This is a genomic window from Micromonospora sp. WMMA1947 (assembly GCF_027497355.1).
Lineage (GTDB): Bacteria > Actinomycetota > Actinomycetes > Mycobacteriales > Micromonosporaceae > Micromonospora.
On record NZ_CP114909.1, the window covers coordinates 549,645 to 570,091 of the forward strand.

21 protein-coding genes are annotated in these 20,447 nt (G+C 72.6%); 7 read left to right on the forward strand and 14 right to left on the reverse strand.

Annotated features, from left to right (window positions below):
- Positions 1–89: 89 nt before the first annotated feature.
- The 6 genes from trmD to proS form a co-directional block, all read right to left on the reverse strand.
- Complete coding sequence (trmD, locus tag O7604_RS02595; RefSeq protein WP_269701489.1) at positions 90–878, reverse strand: tRNA (guanosine(37)-N1)-methyltransferase TrmD; 789 nt, start codon at positions 876–878, stop codon at positions 90–92.
- A gap of 13 nt (positions 879–891) precedes the next feature.
- The gene (gene rimM, locus O7604_RS02600) at positions 892–1,431 is read right to left on the reverse strand and encodes a ribosome maturation factor RimM (RefSeq protein ID WP_030500802.1); all 540 of its coding nucleotides are present in this window, start codon (positions 1,429–1,431) and stop codon (positions 892–894) included.
- Positions 1,431–1,691, reverse strand: coding sequence for an RNA-binding protein (locus O7604_RS02605; RefSeq protein ID WP_026268109.1), 261 nt, complete (start codon positions 1,689–1,691; stop codon positions 1,431–1,433). The genes rimM and O7604_RS02605 overlap by 1 nt, the downstream gene beginning before the upstream one ends.
- Complete coding sequence (rpsP, locus tag O7604_RS02610; protein ID WP_269701490.1) at positions 1,666–2,121, reverse strand: 30S ribosomal protein S16; 456 nt, start codon at positions 2,119–2,121, stop codon at positions 1,666–1,668. Before rpsP ends, O7604_RS02605 begins: the two co-directional genes overlap by 26 nt.
- Positions 2,122–2,363: 242 nt before the next feature.
- Entirely contained in the window at positions 2,364–3,032 is a 669-nt protein-coding gene (locus O7604_RS02615; RefSeq protein ID WP_269701491.1) for a DUF402 domain-containing protein, read from the reverse strand.
- 1 nt (position 3,033) lies between these two features.
- Positions 3,034–4,440, reverse strand: coding sequence for a proline--tRNA ligase (gene proS / locus O7604_RS02620; protein WP_281578766.1), 1,407 nt, complete (start codon positions 4,438–4,440; stop codon positions 3,034–3,036).
- Positions 4,441–4,509: 69 nt separating this feature from the next.
- Here proS and O7604_RS02625 point away from each other — a divergent pair, with 69 nt between their 5' ends.
- Positions 4,510–5,040 carry a hypothetical protein gene (locus tag O7604_RS02625; RefSeq protein ID WP_269701493.1) on the forward strand — a complete coding sequence of 177 codons (531 nt, stop codon included), beginning with the start codon at positions 4,510–4,512 and terminating at the stop codon, positions 5,038–5,040.
- A 25-nt stretch (positions 5,041–5,065) separates the two neighbouring features.
- Positions 5,066–5,659: a TetR family transcriptional regulator gene (locus O7604_RS02630; protein ID WP_269701495.1), complete on the forward strand. Its 594-nt coding sequence runs from the start codon at positions 5,066–5,068 to the stop codon at positions 5,657–5,659.
- Positions 5,660–5,723: 64 nt separating this feature from the next.
- Here the strand turns inward: O7604_RS02630 and O7604_RS02635 are convergent, their stop codons facing one another.
- The 8 genes from O7604_RS02635 to ftsY all read right to left on the reverse strand — a co-directional run bounded on the left by O7604_RS02635 (position 5,724) and on the right by ftsY (position 15,366).
- Complete coding sequence (locus O7604_RS02635; protein ID WP_269701497.1) at positions 5,724–6,803, reverse strand: amidohydrolase family protein; 1,080 nt, start codon at positions 6,801–6,803, stop codon at positions 5,724–5,726.
- Positions 6,804–6,821: 18 nt separating this feature from the next.
- A complete protein-coding gene (locus O7604_RS02640; RefSeq protein WP_269701498.1) occupies positions 6,822–7,400 on the reverse strand; it encodes a Uma2 family endonuclease in 579 nt (192 codons plus the stop codon).
- Positions 7,401–7,467: 67 nt separating this feature from the next.
- Positions 7,468–9,021: a signal recognition particle protein gene (ffh, locus tag O7604_RS02645; RefSeq protein ID WP_269701500.1), complete on the reverse strand. Its 1,554-nt coding sequence runs from the start codon at positions 9,019–9,021 to the stop codon at positions 7,468–7,470.
- A gap of 114 nt (positions 9,022–9,135) precedes the next feature.
- The gene (locus tag O7604_RS02650; RefSeq protein WP_269701502.1) at positions 9,136–11,400 is read right to left on the reverse strand and encodes a [protein-PII] uridylyltransferase; all 2,265 of its coding nucleotides are present in this window, start codon (positions 11,398–11,400) and stop codon (positions 9,136–9,138) included.
- Positions 11,401–11,417: 17 nt separating this feature from the next.
- Positions 11,418–11,756 (reverse strand): P-II family nitrogen regulator, encoded by a 339-nt coding sequence (locus tag O7604_RS02655; protein WP_013284578.1) that lies wholly within the window; start codon positions 11,754–11,756, stop codon positions 11,418–11,420.
- A gap of 25 nt (positions 11,757–11,781) precedes the next feature.
- Positions 11,782–13,137, reverse strand: coding sequence for an ammonium transporter (locus O7604_RS02660; protein ID WP_269701504.1), 1,356 nt, complete (start codon positions 13,135–13,137; stop codon positions 11,782–11,784).
- 166 nt (positions 13,138–13,303) lie between these two features.
- Positions 13,304–14,167, reverse strand: coding sequence for an aminoglycoside phosphotransferase family protein (locus tag O7604_RS02665; RefSeq protein WP_269701506.1), 864 nt, complete (start codon positions 14,165–14,167; stop codon positions 13,304–13,306).
- Between the two features lie 8 nt (positions 14,168–14,175).
- Positions 14,176–15,366 carry a signal recognition particle-docking protein FtsY gene (ftsY, locus tag O7604_RS02670; protein ID WP_269701508.1) on the reverse strand — a complete coding sequence of 397 codons (1,191 nt, stop codon included), beginning with the start codon at positions 15,364–15,366 and terminating at the stop codon, positions 14,176–14,178.
- Between the two features lie 146 nt (positions 15,367–15,512).
- Here ftsY and O7604_RS02675 point away from each other — a divergent pair, with 146 nt between their 5' ends.
- The 5 genes from O7604_RS02675 (at position 15,513) to O7604_RS02695 (ending at position 20,446) form a co-directional block, all read left to right on the forward strand.
- Positions 15,513–17,225, forward strand: coding sequence for an alkaline phosphatase D family protein (locus O7604_RS02675; RefSeq protein ID WP_269701510.1), 1,713 nt, complete (start codon positions 15,513–15,515; stop codon positions 17,223–17,225).
- A 13-nt stretch (positions 17,226–17,238) separates the two neighbouring features.
- On the forward strand, positions 17,239–17,664 hold the full coding sequence (locus O7604_RS02680; protein WP_269701512.1) for a MarR family transcriptional regulator: 426 nt from the start codon (positions 17,239–17,241) through the stop codon (positions 17,662–17,664).
- 106 nt (positions 17,665–17,770) lie between these two features.
- Positions 17,771–19,360, forward strand: coding sequence for an MDR family MFS transporter (locus tag O7604_RS02685; protein WP_281578767.1), 1,590 nt, complete (start codon positions 17,771–17,773; stop codon positions 19,358–19,360).
- A 2-nt stretch (positions 19,361–19,362) separates the two neighbouring features.
- Entirely contained in the window at positions 19,363–19,851 is a 489-nt protein-coding gene (locus O7604_RS02690; protein WP_091419539.1) for a universal stress protein, read from the forward strand.
- A 67-nt stretch (positions 19,852–19,918) separates the two neighbouring features.
- Entirely contained in the window at positions 19,919–20,446 is a 528-nt protein-coding gene (locus tag O7604_RS02695; RefSeq protein WP_281578768.1) for a DinB family protein, read from the forward strand.
- Position 20,447: the final 1 nt, after the last annotated feature.

Here is a 20,447-nt window from a genome sequence, read left to right on the forward strand (position 1 = left end):
GATTCTGACCCCCGGGTGGTGACCGGCGTGGCCGGCCCGGTCGAGGGTCCTCGCAGCCGCCCACGGCGCGGACGGATGCGGCAACCCCTCTACTTTGCCACATGCCCCGGTGGCGAGGAAAATCCGCCCCGGTCCAGCGCCGCCCGGTCCCGCTTGTCGAGCGTCTCCGGGGGCAGTGCGGCGATCATGTCGGGACGCCGGGCCGCGGTCCGCAGCAACGACTCGTCCCGCCGCCAGCGATCGATCCTGGCGTGGTCGCCGGAGCGCAGCACCTCGGGCACGTCCAGCTCGCGCCAGCTCGCCGGCTTCGTGTAGAGCGGGGCCTCCAGCAGCCCGTGCGCGTGCGACTCCTCGTCCAGCGACCCGGCGTTGCCGAGCACACCGGGCAGCAGCCGGGTGACCGCCTCCAGGATCACCAGCACGGCCACCTCGCCGCCGAACAGCACGTAGTCACCGAGGGAGACCTCGGTCACCGGCATCCGGGTCGCGGCGTGGTCCAGCACCCGCTGGTCGATGCCCTCGTACCGGCCGCAGGCGAACAGCAGGTGCGACTCGGCGGCCAGCTCGTGCGCGAGGGCCTGGGTGAACGGGACGCCCGCGGGCGACGGTACGAGCAGCCGGGGCAGTGTGTGCCCGTCCGGGCTCAGCTCGTCGGGCGCCAGCGCGTCCAACGCCTCACCCCACGGCTCCGGCCGCATGACCATGCCGGGACCGCCGCCGTAGGGCGTGTCGTCGACGGTGCGGTGCACGTCGTGGGTCCAGGTCCGCAGATCGTGTACGGCCAGCCGCAGCGTGCCGTTCGCCCGGGCCTTGCCGATGAGCGACAGGTCCAGCGGGGCGAAGTACTCGGGGAAGATCGACACGATGTCGACGCGCATGCGACGGCTCCAGCTAGAGGTCGAGCAGGCCGCCGGGCAGGTCGACGACGACGCGACCGCCGGCCAGATCCACCTCGGGCACGATCGCCTTGACGAACGGGACCAGCGCGGTACGCCCCTCGGGGCGCCGCAGCACCAGCATGTCGGACGCGGGCGCGTGGTCGATGCGGGCCACCTCGCCCACGTGCTCGCCGTCGCGGGTGACCACGGCGAGCCCGACCAGCTGGTGGTCGTGGAACTCCTCCGGGTCCTCCGGCGGGGCGACGTCGGCGCTGTCCACGCCGAGCAGCGTGTTGCGCAGCGCCTCGGCGACGTCGCGCTCCAGCACGCCCTCGAAGGCCACCAGCAGGCGGCCCTGGTGCCAGCGGGCCGCCTCGACGGTGAGTGTCGGCGGCACCCGCCAGGCGCCGGGCTCCGACGGGGTGACCCCCGGTTCGGTGGTCAACACCGAACCGGGGGCGAACCGTGCTTCGGGCTCGTCGGTACGCACCTCCACGGTGACCTCACCGCGGATGCCGTGCGGCTTACCGATCCGGCCGACGACGAGAAGCATCAGTACGAGTCGACGATGTCGACGCGTACCCCACGCCCGCCGATGGAGCCGATCACCTGGCGCAGCGCCTTGGCGGTCCGGCCGGACCGCCCGATCACCGTACCGAGGTCCTCGGGGTGCACGCGGACTTCGAGGCGCTTGCCCCGACGGGAGTCGACCATGCGCACCCGGACGTCGTCCGGGTGGTCGACGATGCCCTTGACCAGGTGCTCCAGAGCGGGACGCAGCGGCATGTCAGGCCTGCTCGCCGGACTCGGCACCGGTCTGCTCCTCGGCCTTGGCCTCGGCCTTCGGCTCCTCCGCCTTGGCGGCGGCCTTCTTGGCCGGCTTGGCCGGGGTGTCCGCCACGCCGGCGGCGGCCTTCGCCTCGGCCTCGTACGCCGCCTTGCGGTCGGCCCGCTCGGGGGCGACCTTGAGCGGCGGCGGCGCGGGCAGGCCCTTGAACTTCTGCCAGTCACCGGTCAGCTCCAGCAGGCGCTGCACGGCCTCGCTCGGCTGGGCGCCGACCGAGAGCCAGTACTGGACCCGCTCCGACTTGACCTCGATCACCGAAGGGTCTTCCTTCGGCTGGTACACACCGACGAACTCGATCGCGCGACCGTCACGCTTGGTGCGCGAGTCGGCGACGACGATGCGGTACTGCGGGTTGCGGATCTTGCCCATCCGCAGGAGCCGGATCTTTACGGCCACAGTTGTTTCGCTCCTGTTGCGATCTCACCGGCCCGTACGGGCGGTGTGGCGGGTGAGCGCCGACCGGCACAGTGGGGTTTGGGCCGGAGACTGCTCGGTGAACTGGCGACGCGCCCGGGTTAGAGGGCGCCGGACGCGTGCCGGATACCAGCGAACCATTCTGCCAGATCCGGACCGGAACTCTCACACCGGACCCGGACACCACGCCCGGGCCGGGCCGGGCCGTGACCGACAACACCGCTTCAGCGCACCGGCGGGCGGTCCCACCCCGGCGGAAGTTCGTCCGGTACGTCCCATTCCGCGGGTGGAGTGAAGTCGCACCATGTGCCGTCGAACGGGAACTCCCCCGCCTCCGCGATCCGGATCACCCGCTCGCCCTCGGCGCGTACCGCCTTCTCGTCGGTCACCCAGTAGTGCTCCGGGAACGCCAGCCGCTCGGCGAACTCGTCCTCGTCCTTCCACTCCCAGCTGCGGTCCGGGTACACCACCACGTCGAGGTCCTGGTCGACCATGTCGACGCCGGCCACCGCGCCGTCGTCCCAGCGGACGCCGGGCTCCTCCAGGTTGACGTACCAGTTCTGGAAGCGGCCGGCGGCGTCGCGGAACCACCAGACCGAGTGGGCCGCGCCCGTGGGCAGGAACTTCAGCACCGGCGGCCCGTTCCACAGCCCCTGCGCGAGCCGGTAGGACGACGTCACCCACTCGGCGAACGGCACGGCCCGCATGCCCAGGCCGGCCTCCGTCACCTCGTGCGCGACGGGCGCTGTCCGCGCCACCCAGAGCAGCAGGCCGCGCTCGTCGTCGGAGACCACGCGGGCCGACCGGACCCAGCCGATCCGGCCGTGCCGAACGTTCCGGTGCAGGATCAGCCGCCCCGGCGCGAACCGGCCGGCCGGATCGCCGGGCCGCATCTCAGTACGCGCGGGCGAGGATCGCCACCAGGTCGGGCTCGTCCTCCGAGTCCGGCACCGAGCCGTCGGCGCGTACCAGGCAGCGGACCGTCACGCCCTGGCCGTTCGCCTCGGCCTCGCCCTCGACACCGACCGCCGACCACGGCACCCGCGCCCAGCCGGTGGCGGACGCCTCGATCGCCTCGGCCAGCGTCGACACCTCGACGGTGCGGGACCGGCGGAACTCCAGCGCCTGGTCGTGCAGCGCCCGCTGGTCGGCCTCCAGCGCGGCCAGGACCGCGCCGACCACGTCGGCCACCGGCGTCGGGGCCTTCGAGCCGTCCGTACGCCGGACCACGACCGCGTTGCCGGCGGCCAGGTCACGCGGGCCGACCTCGACGCGGACCGGGTAGCCGCGCAGCTCGGCGTCGACGGCCCGGCGGCCGAACGCGGTGTCGGTCCGGTCGTCCAGCGCCACCCGCACCCCGGCGTCCCGCAGCGCGTCGCACAGCTTGGCCGCCGCCTGGCTCACGCCCTCGCCGTCCTTGACGACCATCACGTACGCCTGGACCGGCGCCAGCTTCGGCGGCACCCGCAGCCCGTTGTCGTCGCCGTGGCACATGATCAGACCACCGAGCATCCGGGTGGAGGTGCCCCAGGACGTGGTCCACGCGTGCTCCCGGCCGCCCTCGGCCGAGGAGTAGCTGATGTCGAACGCCTTGGCGAAGTTCTGGCCCAACTCGTGGCTGGTGCCCAGCTGCAGCGCCTTGCCGTCGCCCATCATGCCCTCGCACGTGTACGTGGCGGTGGCGCCGGCGAAGCGCTCCCGGGCGGTCTTCAGGCCGACCACCACCGGGATGCCGAGCACGTTGACCATCAGGTCCTCGTACGCCTCGTGCAGGATCCGCCGCGCGTAGGCGCGGGCGTCCTCACGGGTCGCGTGCGCGGTGTGCCCCTCCTGCCAGAGGAACTCGCTGGTGCGCAGGAAGATCCGCGGGCGCAGCTCCCACCGGACCACGTTCGCCCACTGGTTGAGCAGCAGCGGCAGGTCACGGTACGAGTCGATCCACTTGGCCATGAACTCGCCGATGACCGTCTCGCTCGTGGGGCGCACCACCACCGGCTCGGCGAGCTGCTTGCCGCCACCGTGCGTGACGACCGCCAGCTCCGGCGAGAAGCCCTCGACGTGCTCGGCCTCCCGCTTGAGGTAGCTCTCCGGGATGAACAGCGGGAAGTACGCGTTCTCCGCGCCGGCCGCCTTGATCCGGGCGTCCATCTCGGCCTGCATCCGCTCCCAGATGGCGTAGCCGGCCGGTCGGATCACCATGGTCCCCCGGACCGGGCCGTTGTCGGCCAGCTTCGCCTTGGCGATCAGGTCCTGGTACCAGCGGGGAAAGTCCTCCGCACGGGGAGTGAGCACGCGTGCCATGACCGCACATCCTATGCGTCCCGTGACGGGTCGGCGCAGCCGGGCGCGCCCGCACTACCATCTGCCGTCATGCTTCCCCCCGACCTCGACCCGGCACCGGCGCTGGCCCCGCTCGCCGCCCGGTGGGTGGCCTGGGTGGCCGCCCACCGGCAGCCGGTCAACCCGCTCAAGGACACCACCGGCCGGCACGGCGGGCGGCACCAGCCCGACGACGTGTGGTTCCTCGCGGGCACGCAGGGCGGAAGGGTCAGCCGGCGCTGCGTGGTGCCGGCGGGTCGCCCCCTGTTCTTCCCGGCGATCTGCTGCTGGACGTTCGGCCGCCGGGACGACCCGGTCCCGCCGATGCCCCACGCCGAGGGGCACGCCGAACTGGACGGGGTCGCGGTGCCGGTGCGGGCGGCGGGCTCCCCCGCCTCGTTCCCCGTCCGGGGGTTCTTCAACAACGTCGTCACCGCGTGGCCGTGGCCGGTGCACGTCTCCTGCTGGGGCCTGTGGGGTCTGGTGCCGCCGCCCGCGCCGGGAACGCACCGCCTGACCTTCGCCGGCCACGACGGCGGACGGCTCCGGGTCGAGGCGGAGTACGAACTCGAGGTGCGCTGAACCGCGACCGTAGACTTCGATCACCATGCCTAAGCCGAGAAACGCCACTCCGGTGCGCGACACGATCGTCGACGCCGCCCGTTCGCTGACCGTCACGACCGGCTGGGCCGGGGTCCGGATGGGTGCGGTCGCGAGCGCGGCGGGGGTGAGCCGGCAGACGGTCTACAACGAGTTCGGCACCAAGGCGGGCCTGGGCGAGGCGCTGGCCCGGTACGAGGTGGACCGGTTCGTCGGCCAGGTCCGGTCCGCGCTCGACGAGCACGACGCCGACGTCCGCGCGGCCGCGTACGCGGCGATCCACCGCACCCTCGCCTCGGCCGCCGAGAACCCGCTGGTGCGGGCGGTCCTGACGAGCACACCGGGCGGCTCGGAGGAGCTGTTGCCCTATCTGACCACCCGGTCCGAGTTGGTGCTCGCCGAGGCCGCGCGGGCGCTGCTGGAGTGGACCGGCGAACGCCTGCCCGGCGCCGATCCGGCAGCCCTGGCGTTCGCGGCGGACAGCGTCGTACGCCTGGTGGTGAGCCACATCGTGTTGCCCGGTGGCCCTGTCGACGAGACCGCCGACCGGCTGGCCGACCTGGCGGTGCGCCTGTTCCTGACGGCGGCGACGGCCCGCTAGACCGATGACCCGCCCGGCTGGCCGCCCGCGATGACGACGGCCGGCCGGCGAGCGACCCGGTCCGTCAGCGGACGACCCGGCCGCGCAGCACGATCCGGCTGGGCGTCCGGACCACGCGCAGGTCGCGGCGCGGGTCCTCGGGGTAGACCACCAGGTCGGCGAGGCCGCCCTCGACCAGGCCGGGGAAGCCGAGCCACTCCCGGGCCCGCCAGGAGGCGGCGGCGAGCACGTCCGGCGCGGACATCCCGGCCTGCTCGTGCAGCAGCAGCATCTCCTCGGCCGCCAGGCCGTGGTCGATACCGCCACCCGCGTCGGTGCCGACGTAGATCGGCACGCCCGCCTCGTGCGCGGCGCGCACCACCTCGGGGAAGCGGTCGCGCAGGGCGAGCATGTGGTCGGCGTACCCGGGGAACTTGGGCCGGGCCTGCTCCGCGATGTGGCCGAACGTCCGGATGTTGATCATGGTGGGGACCAACGCGGTGCCCTGCCGGGCCATCAGGTCGATCAGGTCGAGGCTCAGCCCGGTGCCGTGCTCCACCGAGTCCACCCCGGCCCGCACCATGATCTCCACCGCCGACTCGGAGAACGTGTGCACCGCCGCGCGTACCCCGGCGGCGTGCGCGGCGGCGACCGCCGCGGTCATCGTGTCGGCGTCCCAGGCCGGCGCCAGGTCGCCCACTCCCCTGTCGATCCAGTCGCCGACCAGCTTGACCCAGCCGTTGCCGGCCGCGGCCTGCGCGGCCACCGTCGCGGCGACCTCCGCCGCGCCGACCTCCACGCCGATGTCGCGCAGGTAGCGCTTCGGCGGCGCGACGTGCCGGCCCGCGCGGGCCAGTCGCGGCAGGTCCGGCTCGTCCTCCAGTTCGGGGTACGGGTACGGCGAGCCGGCGTCGCGGATCGCCAGCACGCCCGCGTCCCGGTCGATCCGGGCCAGGTCCCGTGCCTGGTCGAGAGAGGTGATCGGGCTGCCGCCGCGGGCGATGCCGATGTGGCAGTGGGCGTCGGTCAGGCCGGGCAGCACGAAGCCGCCGTCGGCCACCGTCTCGGCGCCGGGCACCGGTTCGAAGGTGACCCGGTCGCCGACCAGCCAGACGTCCCGGACCTCGTCGTCGGGAAGGAACACACCGCGCACGTGCAGAGCCATGTGCACAGTCCTACCCGATCAGCCCTCCTCGCCGGCGAGCAGGTCGTTGCGGCGCGCGGTCAGCGCCGGCAGATCGATCGAGACCTTCCACGGCCGCTCGGTGACGAACACGTCGTCTGTCTGACCGACCTGCTTGTACTCGAGGTTGGCGCCGAGCGCGTACTCGGTCAGCGTGATCTTCTCCTTGATGGGGTCGAGCACCCAGTAGGAGCGGACGCCCGCGTACGCGTAGACCCTGGCCTTGTCGTACATGTCGCGGAAGGTGGAGGTCGGCGAGATGACCTCGACGGCGAGCACCGCGTCCTCGACCGGCAGCGGGCTGCGGTTGGCGTTACCCCGCACGACCGCGACGACGTCCGGCCGGGGCTCGTTCCGGTGGTCGACCCGCATCGACAGGTCGATGCCGACCTGGTACTCCTTCGGGCAGTTCACGCGAAGCGCGAGTAGTAACTCGACACACATGTCCTGGTGCAGCAGAGTGGGCGACGGCACGATCAACCTTCCGTTGATCAGTTCGTACGGAAGGTCCTTGGGCAGCTCGCCCAGGTCGTCGACCGTCCACTCGTGCCGCTCCGGCAGGATCGGGGCCGCGGTCATTGACATCTCCTTCCAGGGGGCGACATCACCCTAAGAGACAGCGATGTCGCCCACCGTCACCGACACGCTAGCGGGAGCCCTTGTCGCCACCCTTGCCCAGCTTGTTGAAGTCGATCTTCGGGAGCTTGAAGCCCGGCGGCAGGCCCTGCCCACCGGCCAGGTCGCCCGGGTCCAGGCCCGGCGGGAGCTGCGGCATGCCGCCCGGGAAGCCGCCCGGCATCCCGGCGCCGGTACGCGGCCGGCCGCCGCCCTTCGTACCCTTGCGCTTGTTCTTCGGCGACTTGGTCGCCTTGCGCCGCCCGCCGCCGGGCAGGCCCATCATGCCGCCCATCTGCTTCATCATCTTCTGCGCGTCGGCGAAGCGGTTGAGCAGCTGGTTGACGTCCATGACGGTGACGCCGGAGCCGTTCGCGATGCGGGCCCGGCGGGAGCCGTTGATGATCTTCGGGTTGGTGCGCTCGGCCGGGGTCATCGACCTGATGATCGCGGTGACCCGGTCGAAGTGCTTGTCGTCCAGCTCGGCGAGCTGGTCCTTCATCTGCCCCATGCCCGGCATCATGGCCAGCACGTTGGCGATCGGACCCATCCGCCGGACCGCGATGAGCTGATCGAGGAAGTCCTCCAGCGTGAAGGTCTCCCCGCCCATCAGCTTGGCGGTCATCTTCTCCTTCTGATCGGAGTCGAAGGCCGCCTCGGCCTGCTCGATCAGAGTGAGGACGTCGCCCATGCCGAGGATCCGGCTGGCCATCCGGTCCGGGTGGAAGACGTCGAAGTCCTCCAGCTTCTCGCCGGTGGAGGCGAACAGGATCGGCTGGCCGGTCACCTCGCGGACGGAGAGCGCGGCACCACCGCGGGCGTCACCGTCGAGCTTGGACAGCACCACGCCGGTGATGCCCACGCCGTCGCGGAACGCCTCGGCGGTGCGCACCGCGTCCTGGCCGACCATGGCGTCGATGACGAAGATGACCTCGTCGGGCTGGACCGCGTCGCGGATGTTCGCGGCCTGCTGCATCATCTCGGTGTCGATACCGAGCCGGCCGGCGGTGTCGACGATGACGATGTCCCGGGCGGCGCGGCGGGCGTGCTCGATCGAGTCGCGGGCCACCTGCACCGGGTCGCCGACGCCGTTGCCGGGCGCCGGGGCGTACACCTCGACCCCGGCCCGGCCACCGAGCACCTGGAGCTGCCCGACGGCGTTGGGACGCTGGAGGTCGGCGGCGACGAGCAGCGGCTGGTGGCCCTGGCTCTTGAGCCAGCGGGCCAGCTTGCCGGCGAGCGTCGTCTTGCCGGAACCCTGGAGACCGGCCAGCATGATCACGGTCGGCGGCTGCTTGGCGAACTGGAGCCGCCGCCCCTCGCCACCGAGGATGTTGATCAGCTCCTCGTTGACGATCTTGACGATCTGCTGCGCCGGGTTGAGCGCCTGGGAGACCTCGGCGCCGCGCGCCCGCTCCTTGACGTTCGCGATGAAGCCCTTGACCACCGGCAGGGCGACGTCGGCCTCCAGCAACGCCATCCGGATCTCGCGCGCGGTGGCGTCGATGTCGGCGTCGGTGAGCCGGCCCTTGCCGCGGAGCTTGGTGAAGATCCCGGACAGGCGGTCACTCAAGGTGTCAAACACGCGAACATCCCGTTTGTCGTTTTCGGCGGGCACATGCTGCCGGGCCGGTGGTCCAGCCCACCGTTAGGGTAGCCCGCCGCCCACCCGCCCGCTCCGGCCCGGCGGCCCGTTCCGCTACACGGCGGCGAGGACGGCGGCCTCGATCCGGGCCCGTTCCTCGTCCGAGGGCCAGCCACCGACCAGGTAGAACGCGTCCACCACGTCGCCGCCGAGCGTCGAGATCCGGGCGGCCCGCACCTGGGCGCCCGCCTCGTCCAGCGCGCAGGTGATCCGGTACAGCAGTCCGGCCGCGTCGGCGGCCCGCAGCTCCAGCAGGACCGCGTCGGTGGCCGCCTCCCGGTGCCACACCACGCGCGGCGCGGCGCCCTGGCTGCGCGCCGCCAGGGCTCGGCCGCGCAGCCGCTGGATGACCGAGACGTCACCGCCGACCGCGCGGCGCAGGTCGGCGCTGAGCGCGATCGGGTCCGGGGCCAGCCCGTAACGCGGCTGCACCCGGCACTGCACCAGGGCCCGGCCGTCGACGGTGGCGGCGTCCGCGGAGATCACCTCCAGGCGGTGCAGCGCCAGGCACCCGGCCACCGTCGCGAGCAGCCCGCGCCGGTCGGCGGCGGCCACCGCCACCCGGTCCTCCCCCAGGTGTACGACAGGCAGCGGCCCGGCCACGAGCGCCGGGTCGGGGGCCGGTGGGGCGGGCACCACGCCGGTGTCCAGCGTGGTCCGTACCCGGCTCACCAGTTCGGCGATCAGCCGGCCCTTCCAGCCGGACCAGGCGGCCGGGCCGGTGGCGGCGGCGTCGGCGCGGACCAGGGCGTGCAGGAGTTCCAGCGTGCCGGTGTCGCCGACGCGCTCGGCGACCCCGGCGACGGTCTTCGGGTCGGACAGGTCACGCCGGGTGGCCACGTCGGGCAGCAGCAGGTGCAGCCGGACCAGCGTGCCGATGAGCGCCGCCTCCTCCGGCGGCAGCCCGATCCGGGTGGCCACCGCCTCGGCCAGCGGCGCGCCGACGGCCGAGTGGTCCCCGTCCAGCCCTTTGCCGATGTCGTGCAGGAACGCGCCGAGCAGCAGCAGGTCGGGGCGTTCCACGTCGCGGGTGTGCCGGCTCGCCTCGTACGCGGTCTGCACCAGGTGCCGGTCGAGCGTGAACCGGTGCACCGGGTTGTGCTGGGGCAGGCTGCGCATCCGGGTCCACTCGGGCAGCCAGCGGTCGATCAGCCCGTACCTGTCGCAGGTCTCCCAGGCGGGCACCAGGCCGGGACCGGCGCCGAGCAGGGTGATCAGCGCGTCGCGGGCCGCCGGTGGCCAGGGCGCGGGCAGCGGCGGGCAGTACGCGGCCAGCCACTCGCAGGTGGCACGCGCGATCGGCAGCCGGGTGGTGGCGGCAGCGGCGGCCACACGCAGCGACAGGCTGGGGTCGGGGCGGGCCCCGATGGCGGTGCGGGCGAGCACGAGTTCGCCGTCCTGCTCCACCACGTCCCGGGCGACCGGGCGGCGCAGCGGACGGCCGGGCGCGGCGCGGTGCCGGCCGGAGCGGAGCCGGTCGGCGGCCCGCCAGGCGTCGTCGAGGGCGTGGCTGACGGTGCGGGCGTCGCCGGCGACCAGCCGCAGCAGCGCGTCGCCGTCCTCGGCTCCGAGCAGGCGTGCCACGCCGTCGCGTTCCTGGGCGACCAGGCGGTCGACGCGGCGGCCCACCTGCTGGTGCAGCGCGTCGCGGGTGTCCAGCAGCCGCCGGTGCGCCGCGTGTACGGCGGGGCGGAGCGCGTCGGTGACCCCGGCGGTGGCGATGGCGTGCAGGATGCCCACGTCGCGCAGCCCGCCGGCCGCCTCCTTGAGGTCGCCCTCGAGCAGGAACGCCAGTTCGCCGTGCGCCTCCCAGCGGGTCGCGGTGATCTCGCGCAGGCCGGGGAGCTGGCGGATCGCGGTCCGCCGCCAGTGGTCGGTGGCGGTACGGGCGAGCTGGTCGGTGAGCGCCGGGTCGCCCGCCACGTGCCGGGCGTCGAGCAGGCCGAGGGCGACCTTGACGTCGTCGTGGGCCACCGACAGCGCCTCGGCGACGGTGCGGACCGAGTGGTCGAGCCGCAGCCCGGCGTCCCAGATCGGATACCAGAGCGACGCGGCCAGTTCGTCGATGCCGGGTACCCCGGCGTGCAGCAGCACCAGGTCGAGGTCGCCGTAGGGGGCGCACTGGCGGCGGCCCAGCCCGCCCACCGCGACGAGCGCGACGCCGTGGCGGTCCGGGAAGGCCCGGCGCAGCCAGGCGTCGAGCGCGTCGGCCCGGGCGGACCGGGCGGCCGCGCCGACGCCCCCGGGTACGCCGGCGACCTCGTTGACCACGGGCGCGCCGTCCCCGGTGGGGGCGGCGGCCGTGGTCAACGAGGTCACGTCGGCGGGTCCGGCGATCAGAGGGCGTCGAGCCCGCGCTCGCCGGTGCGTACCCGGACGACCTCCTCGACGCCGGTCACCCAGACCTTGCCGTCGCCGATCTTGCCGGTCCGGGCGGCGCCGACGATCGCGTCCACGATCTTGTCGACGTCCATCTCGTCGGTGAGCACCTCGACCCGGATCTTGGGCAGGAACTCGACCGTGTACTCGGCACCCCGGTAGACCTCGGTGTGCCCCTTCTGCCGGCCGTAGCCCTGGACCTCGCTGACGGTCAGCCCGGCCACGCCGAGCGCGTGCAGGGCCTCCTTCACCGCGTCCAGCTGGTACGGCTTGATGACCGCGGTCACCAGCTTCATGTCCAACCCCTCCATCCCAGGAACGTTAACCGGCGACCTTCTCGCTGACCGGCGCGGACTCGTCGGGCTCGACGGCGGGCTCCGCCCCCGGCTTGCCGGCGCCGATCCCGGCCATCGCGAACGCGCCACCGCTGCTGCCCGTGGTGGGCGACAGGTCGTAGCCGCTCTCCGCGTGCTCGGTGATGTCGATGCCGTCGACCTCGGCCTCGGCGGAGACCCGGAGACCGATCGTCTTGTCGATCACGAAGCCCAGGGCGAAGGCGACCACGAAGGAGTAGACGCTGACGATCAGCGCGCTGATCGCCTGCTTGCCGAGCAGCGTGGCGTCGCCGCCGACGAACAGGCCGTCGGTCTCCACCAGCGAGCTGACCGAGGCGGTGCCGAACAGGCCGATCCAGAGGCAGCCGATCCAGCCGCCGACGAAGTGCACGCCGACCACGTCGAGGGAGTCGTCGTAGCCGAGCCGGTACTTCAGACCGACCGCGACGGCGCAGACCGCACCGGCCACCACACCCAGCAGCACCGCTGCGGCCGGGGTGATGAACGCACAGGCCGGGGTGATCGCGACCAGACCGGCGATGGCGCCGGACGAGGCGCCGACCAGGGTCGGCTTGCCGTCGCGCACCCACTCCACCACGATCCAGCCGAGCAGCGCCGCGGCGGTGGCGACCTGGGTGTTGATGAACGCCAGCGCGGTGACCCCGTCGGCGGTCAGCTCGGAGCCGGCGTTGAAGCCGAACCAGCCGAACCACAGCAGCGCGGCGCCGAGGGCGACCATCGGGACGTTGTGCGGCTTCATGCTCTCGCGCGGCCAGCCGACCCGCTTGCCGAGCACGAGCACCAGCGCGAGCGCCGCCGCACCGGCGTTGATGTGCACAGCGGTACCACCGGCGAAGTCCAGCGCGCCGATGTCGCCGCCGATCAGCCCGCCGCCCCAGACCATGTGGGCGACCGGGAAGTAGACCAGGGTGGCCCAGCCGAACGCGAACAGCAGCCAGCCGGCGAACTTCACCCGGTCGGACAGCGCGCCGCTGATCAGCGCCACGGTGATGATCGCGAACATCATCTGGAAGGCGATGAAGACGTAGATCGGGATACCCGTCTCGCCCCACAGGTCGTTCTCGCCGACGAAGGTCTTGGTGCCCAGGTACTGGCCCAGGTCACCCCAGAACTTGCCGCCCTCGCCGAAGGCGACGGTGAAGCCGTAGAAAAGCCACAGGATGCTGACGAGCCCGATGGACGAGAAGCTCATCATCATCATGTTCAGAACGCCCTTGGACCGGTTCAGCCCGCCGTAGAACAGCGCGAGACCGGGGGTCATGAGCAGCACGAGGGCAGTCGAGACAAGCAACCAGGCAGTGTTCCCGGTGTCGATCTCCACGCTGCCTCCTCTCGTTGTCGTATTCCTCCCTCCGACTGAGACCTGGCAGCATCGCCCGTCAGCCGGTTGCGCGGAAGCTTTGTCGCCGGCTGTTTCCTTCAGCGACACCGCGCGATTTCCGACGCGTGACGGGTTGTTTCCGGCGTGTGAAGAACGCCGATCTTGGTCAGCGGAGCGCAGCCTCCAGCTGGTGCCGCTCGTAGTCGAGCAGCCGCAGGTCACGCATAGGGCGACGCAGGTGGCCCTTGTGGACGATCCGGACGAACGCCGGTTCACCGGCGGCGGCCATCCGCCGGATGCCCTCGACGTGGTCGACGATGCGCTTGCGGATGGTCCGGATGAGCCGGTGCCGGTCGCGCGGGATCAGCCCGTAGGCGTCGGCGAACAGGCGCAGCCGGCGCGGCCGGTCGGGGTGCTTCCAGCCGAGCGTGATCGAGTCGCGGTCGGAGAAGATCGGCACCCAGGTCCAGGCCGCGTACGCCACGTCGTAGATGCGGGCGCCGGGCGAGGCGAGGTCGAAGTCGATCAGCCCGAGCGTGCCGTCCGGGCGCCAGATCACGTTGTGCGGCGCGGCGTCGTGGTGGCAGATGACCTCGGTGTCCGGCGGGGGCGGCCCGAAGGAGCGCCAGACCGCGCCGGGCGGCGGGGTGAAACCGTACTGCGCGTCGTGGAACATCCGCAGCATGGTGGCCACCGTGACCAGGGCCTCGTCGGTGACCCAGTGCGGGGCCAGCGGGTACTCCCCGCACTCCCCCTCCAGGTACGACAGAACCTCCCGGTTGCGCTCGTCCATGCCGAGTGCCCGGGGCGCGCCGGTGAATCCGACGTACTCCAGGTGGCGCAGCAGCGCGTGCACGGAGGGCGTCCACGGGCCGGCGTTGCGCCGGACCGTGTCTCCCACACGGACCACGGTGCTCACGTTCCCGCCGTGCAGCGGGATCTCCTGCGAAGTCACGTACGGTCTCCCGAGGCGTGGCGACGGGTGGCTGGGGTCGCGCCACCCCGCGTAGGCGCGATCGTCAGTCGTCACGGGAGAGGCTACGCGTCCCGGGCGAGCGGCTCGGTGCCGAGCAACGCGTCGACGAACTGTGCCGGGTCGAACGGGGCCAGGTCGTCCTTGCCCTCGCCGAGGCCGACGAGCTTGACCGGGATGCCGAGCTTGCGCTGCACGGCGATCACGATGCCGCCCTTGGCCGTCCCGTCGAGCTTGGTCAGCACCACGCCGGTGACGTTCACCGCCTCGGTGAAGACCCGCGCCTGCTCCAGCCCGTTCTGGCCGGTGGTGGCGTCGAGGATCAGCAGCGTCTCGTCGATCGGGCCGTGCTTCTCCACCACCCGCTTGACCTTGCCCAGCTCGTCCATCAGGCCGATCTTGTTCTGCAGCCGGCCGGCGGTGTCGATGAGCACGGTGTCGACGCCGGTGTCGATGCCGCGCTTGACCGCGTCGAACGCGACGCTGGCCGGGTCGGCGGCCTCGGGCCCGCGGACCGTCTCGGCGCCCACCCGGCCGCCCCAGGTCTCCAGCTGGTCGGCGGCGGCGGCCCGGAACGTGTCGGCCGCGCCGAGGAGCACGCTGCGGCCGTCCGCGACGAGCACCCGGGCGATCTTGCCGCAGGTGGTGGTCTTGCCGGCGCCGTTGACGCCGACCACGAGCACGACCGCCGGGACGCCCTCCTTCGGCGCGGTGCGCAGCGAGCGGTCCAGGCTCGGGTCGAGCGCGTTCACCAGCTCGGCGGCGAGCAGCGCGCGCAGCTCCTCCCCGGTCCGGGTGCCGAGCACCCGGGTCCGCTCGCGCAGCCGGTCGACGATCTCCCGGGTCGCGTCGATGCCGACGTCGGCGGTGATCAGGCTGTCCTCGATCTCCTCCCAGGTGTCCTCGTCCAGCCGGTCGCGGCTGAGCAGGCCGAGCAGGCCCTTGCCGAAGACGTTCTGCGAGCGGGACAGCCGCGAGCGCAGCCGGACCAGCCGGCCGGCGGTCGGCTCCGGGACCTCGACCTGCGGCACCTCGACCGGAGGGGCCGGCGGCGCCTCGACCACCACACCGGTGGTGAGTTCCGCCTCCGGGGCCTCGACCGGCGGACCGGCCAGGTCCTCCTCCGTCCGGGTGTCGACCTCCGTGCGCGGCAGCGGCGGCTGCGGGCGCCGGCGCAGCCGGGGCACCACGAGGCTCAGGCCGCCGATGATCAGCACGCCGAGCAGGGCGAGAGCGACGAGGAGGTATTCCGTCATGCCCGAAATCCTGTCAGATGCCGGCGACGGCGTCCCACTCACCGCCTCGGCACGCGAACAACCTGCGGGTACGCTCACACCGGAAGGCGTACCGCAACCGCCGGCCGGGTAGGGATCAGCCGTAACGATCTTGTCGGAGGTGTGTCGTGCCCGGTTCCCGCCTGCTCATCGGCCCGCTGCTGCGGCGGGTCGTCGACACGCGGGCGACCGTCTGGGTGGAGACCAGTTCACCTGCCGTCGTCACCGTCCGCACGGCCGACGGCGCCACCGGCAGCGCGCCCACCTTCTCCGCGTACGACCACCACTACGCGATCGTCGTGGTGAGCGGGCTCACCCCGGACAGCGCCACCACGTACGAGGTGCTGATCGACGACGAGGTGGCGTGGCCGCTGCCGGACTCGTCGTTCCCGCCCAGCGTGATCCGGACCCGCGCGCTCGACGACGCCGACCAGCCGGTACGCCTGTTGTTCGGCTCGTGCCGGGAGACCACCCAGCACTCCACCGCGCGGAAGCTGCCGCCCGACGCGCTCGACGCGTACGCCCGGCGGGTGATGGCCGCGCCCGAGCAGGCCGTGCTGCCCGACCTGCTGGTGCTGCTCGGCGACCAGGTGTACGCGGACGAGACCTCGCCGACCGTGCGGCGGCTGCTGAAGCGTCGCCGCAAGCGGCCGAAGGACGCCCCGGCGACGCAGGTGGTGAGCTTCGACGAGTACACCAAGCTCTACCTGGAGTCGTGGCGCGACCCGGAGATCCGCTGGCTGCTCTCCACGGTGCCGAGCGTGATGATCTTCGACGACCACGAGGTGATCGACGACTGGAACACCTCGCAGTCGTGGCGCGCGGACATGCGCGAGCAGCCGTGGTGGGCCGAACGGATCCGCAGCGGTCTCGCCTCCTACTGGGTCTACCAGCACCTGGGCAACCTGAGCCCGGACGAGATCGCCGCCGACCCGGTGTACGCGAAGGTGGTCGCCGCCGAGGACGCCACGGGTGTGCTGCACGAGTTCGGCGAGCGGGTCGACAAGGAGGCCGACCTGGCGCACGACACCGAGCGCTGGCGGGCCGTGCAGTACCAGTGGAGCTACGCGCTGGACCTGGGCCGCACCCGCCTGGTCATGCTGGACAACCGGTCCAGCCGGGTGCTCCTGCCCGGCAGCCGGGCGATGCTGCCGCCGGGCGAGTGGTCGTGGTTCCTCGACCAGGCCCACGGCACCTACGACCACCTGGTGGTGGGCAGCTCGCTGCCGTGGCTGCTGCCGCCGGGCATCCACCACGTCGAGGCGTGGAACGAACGCCTGGCCGACTCGAGCCGCCCCTGGGTGGCCCGGCTATCCGAGCAGATCCGCCGGGCCCTGGACCTGGAGCACTGGGCGGCGTTCCGGCGCTCGTTCGAGGCGCTGGGCGAACTGTTCGCGCGGCTGGGCAGCGGCACCGCGCCGCGCACCGGGGCGCGGGTGGGCGCCGGGCCGGCGTACGCGCGACCGGCGTCGATCAGCGTGCTCTCCGGTGACGTGCACCACTCGTACGTGGCGCGGGCCCGGTTCGCCGACCGCGACGTCCGCACGCCGGTGCACCAGCTCACCTGTTCACCGATCCACAACCAGGTACCGGCCGGCATGCGACCGCTGATGACGCTGGGCTGGAGTCCGGGGCCGGCCGGGGCGACGCGGGCGCTGGCGCGCTCGGCCGGGGTCCGCCGCCCGGCGGTGCGGTGGCGGAAGCTGGCCGGGCCCTACTTCGGCAACGCGGTGGCCACGCTCACGCACCAGGGTCGCCGGGCCGCCGTGGTGATCGAGGGCACGACCAGCGAGGGCGAGCTGCGACCGGTGGCGCAACAGCAACTGAGCGGCGACGACTGAGTACCCTCTGGGCGTGGACGAGACGCTGCGCGCCGTGGAGCACGAGTTGACCGCGTTGCTGCGCCGCGGACGGGCGCTCTCCTGGGAGATCGCCCGGGAGGTCCACCCGAACCTGGAACCGAACGCGTACGGCCTGCTGCTCTGGCTGCGCCGCTCCGGGTCGATCCGGCTCACCGACCTGGCCGCGAAGCTGGGCATCGGCAAGGGCACGCTCAGCCGCCAGATCGGCGGGCTGGAGGCGCTGGGCCTGGTACGCCGCGATCCGGACCCGACGGACCGGCGTGCGGCCCAGCTCAGCCTGACCGAGGAGGGCACCCGGCGGTTCGACGCCGCCCGGGCCGCCCGACTCGGACAAATCCGACGTTCGCTTGAAAGCTGGCCGACCGAGGACGTGGCGGACTTCGCCCGCCTGATGCACCGCTTCAACGAGTCGCTCTGAGCCTTCCGGCGGGGAACAATCCGTACCCGGCACCGGTTGTTGCTCAAGGCAACGACTTCTGAGGTTGCCCGAGGCAACCTTTCCCCCGTTCCGGAGGCAACCCACGATGACTCAGGCGACTGCGCCCGCACGGGCGACCGGCGTCGACATGTCCCACCGGCAGATCCTGGAGGCACTCTCCGGCCTGCTGCTGGGCATGTTCGTCGCCATCCTCTCCTCCACGGTCGTCTCCAACGCGCTGCCGCGGATCATCACGGACCTGCGCGGCGGCCAGTCGGCGTACACCTGGGTGGTCACCTCGACGCTGCTGGCGACCACCGCGACCACGCCCATCTGGGGCAAGCTGTCCGACCTGTTCAGCAAGAAGCTGCTGGTCCAGATCTCCCTGGTGGTCTTCGTGCTGGGCTCGGTGCTCGCCGGGCAGGCACAGACCACCGGCGAGCTGATCGCCTGCCGGGTCGTGCAGGGCGTCGGCGCGGGCGGCCTCACCGCCCTGGCCCAGGTGATCATGGCGACGATGATCGCCCCGCGCGAGCGCGGCCGGTACAGCGGCTACCTCGGCGCGGTCATGGCCGTCGGCACCATCGGCGGCCCGCTGATCGGCGGCGTGATCGTGGACACCTCCTGGCTCGGCTGGCGCTGGTGCTTCTACGTCGGCGTGCCGTTCGCCGTGCTCGCCCTGATCGTGCTCCAGCGGACGCTGCGCCTGCCGGTGGTCAAGCGCGAAGTGAAGATCGACTGGTGGGGGGCCACCCTCATCACCGCCGCCGTCTCGCTGCTGCTCGTCTGGATCACGCTGGCCGGTGACAGGTACGACTGGATCTCCTGGCAGAGCGGCGTGCTGGTGGCCGGCGCGGCGGTGCTCGGCGCGCTCGCCACCCGGGTCGAGAAGCGCGCCACGGACCCGATGATCCCGCCGCACCTGTTCCGCAACCGCACCATCACCCTCGCCGTGATCGCCAGCATCGCGGTCGGCGTCGGCATGTTCGGCGCCTCGGTCTTCCTCGGGCAGTACTTTCAGATCAGCCGCGGCGCCAGCCCGACCATGTCCGGCCTGATGACGCTGCCGATGATCGGCGGCCTGCTGGTCTCCTCGACGGTGGTCGGCCGGATCATCACCAGCACCGGCCGCTGGAAGAGCTGGTTGGTCATCGGCTCGGTGCTGCTCACCGCCGGCTTCGCGCTGATGGGCACCATGCGCGCCGACACCCCGTACTGGCACCTCGCCGTGTTCATGGCGCTGATCGGTCTCGGCGTCGGCATGAGCATGCAGAACCTGGTGCTCGCCGTGCAGAACACGGTCCGCCCGGACGAGCTCGGCGCGGCCAGCTCGGTGGTGGCGTTCTTCCGCAGCCTCGGCGGCGCGATCGGCGTCAGCGCGCTCGGCGCGGTGCTCGGGCACCGGGTCACCGGCTACATGGCCGACGGCCTGAGCCGCCTCGGCGTCCCGGCCTCCGGGTCGGGTGGCGGCGGTCTGCCGGACGTGCACACGCTGCCCGGCCCGATCCGGACCGTGGTCGAGGCCGCGTACGGGCACGCCGCCGGTGACATCTTCCTGGCCGCCGCCCCGTTCGGGCTGCTCGCCCTCGTCGCGGTGATCCTCATCCGGGAGGTGCCGCTGCGCCGCTCCAACGCCGAGCCGGTCCCCGCCGGGCAGGAGACGGCCGAGGCCGTCGCGGCCGGAACGCGGCACTGACGATGGACGCCGCGGAACGTGAGCGGTACGGCCCGCGGACCCGTCCGCTGCCCTACGAACGGGGTACGGACGGGCCGCGGGTGGTGCTGGTCGGCGTGGACGGCAGCCGCACCTCGATGCGCGCCGCCGCGTACGCCGCCGGACTGGCCCGGCGGCAGGGCGCGACGCTGGTGGCGGTCTTCGTCAGCTCGCCCACGTCGTACAGCGCGATGCTCTCCGGCGTGGTGGCCGGGGCGGTCCAGCAGACCCACGACGAGCTGGCCGACGAGCTGCGCGCGGAGTGCCGGCGCGGGGCCGAGGAACTGGACCTGCCGGTGACGTTCCTGTGCCGGCGCGGCGACGCGTACACCGAGCTGTGCCGGGCCGCCGACGAGCACCGCGCCGACATGGTCGTGGTCGGTTCGTCCGAGCAGGCCGGGCACAAGCTGGTCGGCTCGGTCGCCACCCGGCTGGTCCGCACCGGCCGCTGGCCCGTCGTCGTGGTCCCCTGAGAGGTAAGGAGGGGCCCCCTGTTAACGCCTCGCGTTGTACAAGGGGCCCCTCTTAACATCTGCGCCCATGACCTGGAGAGCACCCGAGATCGACCGCCGCCACGAGCCTTTCGTCGCCGACGAGCGCACCATGCTGCAGGGCTGGCTCGACCTGCACCGCGACACCCTGGTGCACAAGTGCGCCGGGCTGACCGCCGAGCAACTGCGCACGCCCAGCGTGGAGCCGTCCGGCCTGACCCTGCTCGGCCTGGTCCGGCACATGGCCGACGTGGAGCGCTGGTGGTTCCGCATCCGCGCCGGCGGGCAGGACGTGCCCACGCTGTACGACTACAGCACCGACCCGGACGCCGACCACAACGACATCGCCGACGCCGACCCGGCCGAGGCGTTCGCCACCCTGCGGGCCGAGATCGAGGCAGCCGACCGGGCCGTCGCCGAGCTGCCGCTGGAGCACACCTTCGAGCACCGTCGGGGCGACACCGTCAACGAGATCAGCCTGCGCTGGGTGTACGTGCACATGATCGAGGAGTACGCCCGGCACAACGGCCACGCCGACCTGATCCGGGAGCGCATCGACGGCGTCACCGGCTGCTGAC

Excerpts from the sequence above, each read along its gene's own strand:
- trmD (WP_269701489.1), bottom strand. The coding sequence starts at position 878 with ATGCGCGTCGACATCGTGTCGATCTTCCCCGAGTACTTCGCCCCGCTG.
- O7604_RS02625 (WP_269701493.1), top strand. The coding sequence starts at position 4,510 with ATGCTTCCCCCCGACCTCGACCCGGCACCGGCGCTGGCCCCGCTCGCC.
- O7604_RS02615 (WP_269701491.1), bottom strand. The coding sequence starts at position 3,032 with ATGCGGCCCGGCGATCCGGCCGGCCGGTTCGCGCCGGGGCGGCTGATC.
- O7604_RS02635 (WP_269701497.1), bottom strand. The coding sequence starts at position 6,803 with ATGGCTCTGCACGTGCGCGGTGTGTTCCTTCCCGACGACGAGGTCCGG.
- O7604_RS02630 (WP_269701495.1), top strand. The coding sequence starts at position 5,066 with ATGCCTAAGCCGAGAAACGCCACTCCGGTGCGCGACACGATCGTCGAC.
- O7604_RS02690 (WP_091419539.1), top strand. The coding sequence starts at position 19,363 with ATGGACGCCGCGGAACGTGAGCGGTACGGCCCGCGGACCCGTCCGCTG.
- O7604_RS02685 (WP_281578767.1), top strand. The coding sequence starts at position 17,771 with ATGACTCAGGCGACTGCGCCCGCACGGGCGACCGGCGTCGACATGTCC.
- O7604_RS02655 (WP_013284578.1), bottom strand. The coding sequence starts at position 11,756 with ATGAAGCTGGTGACCGCGGTCATCAAGCCGTACCAGCTGGACGCGGTG.
- O7604_RS02695 (WP_281578768.1), top strand. The coding sequence starts at position 19,919 with ATGACCTGGAGAGCACCCGAGATCGACCGCCGCCACGAGCCTTTCGTC.
- ftsY (WP_269701508.1), bottom strand. The coding sequence starts at position 15,366 with ATGACGGAATACCTCCTCGTCGCTCTCGCCCTGCTCGGCGTGCTGATC.
- rimM (WP_030500802.1), bottom strand. The coding sequence starts at position 1,431 with ATGCTTCTCGTCGTCGGCCGGATCGGTAAGCCGCACGGCATCCGCGGT.
- O7604_RS02640 (WP_269701498.1), bottom strand. The coding sequence starts at position 7,400 with ATGACCGCGGCCCCGATCCTGCCGGAGCGGCACGAGTGGACGGTCGAC.
- proS (WP_281578766.1), bottom strand. The coding sequence starts at position 4,440 with ATGGCACGCGTGCTCACTCCCCGTGCGGAGGACTTTCCCCGCTGGTAC.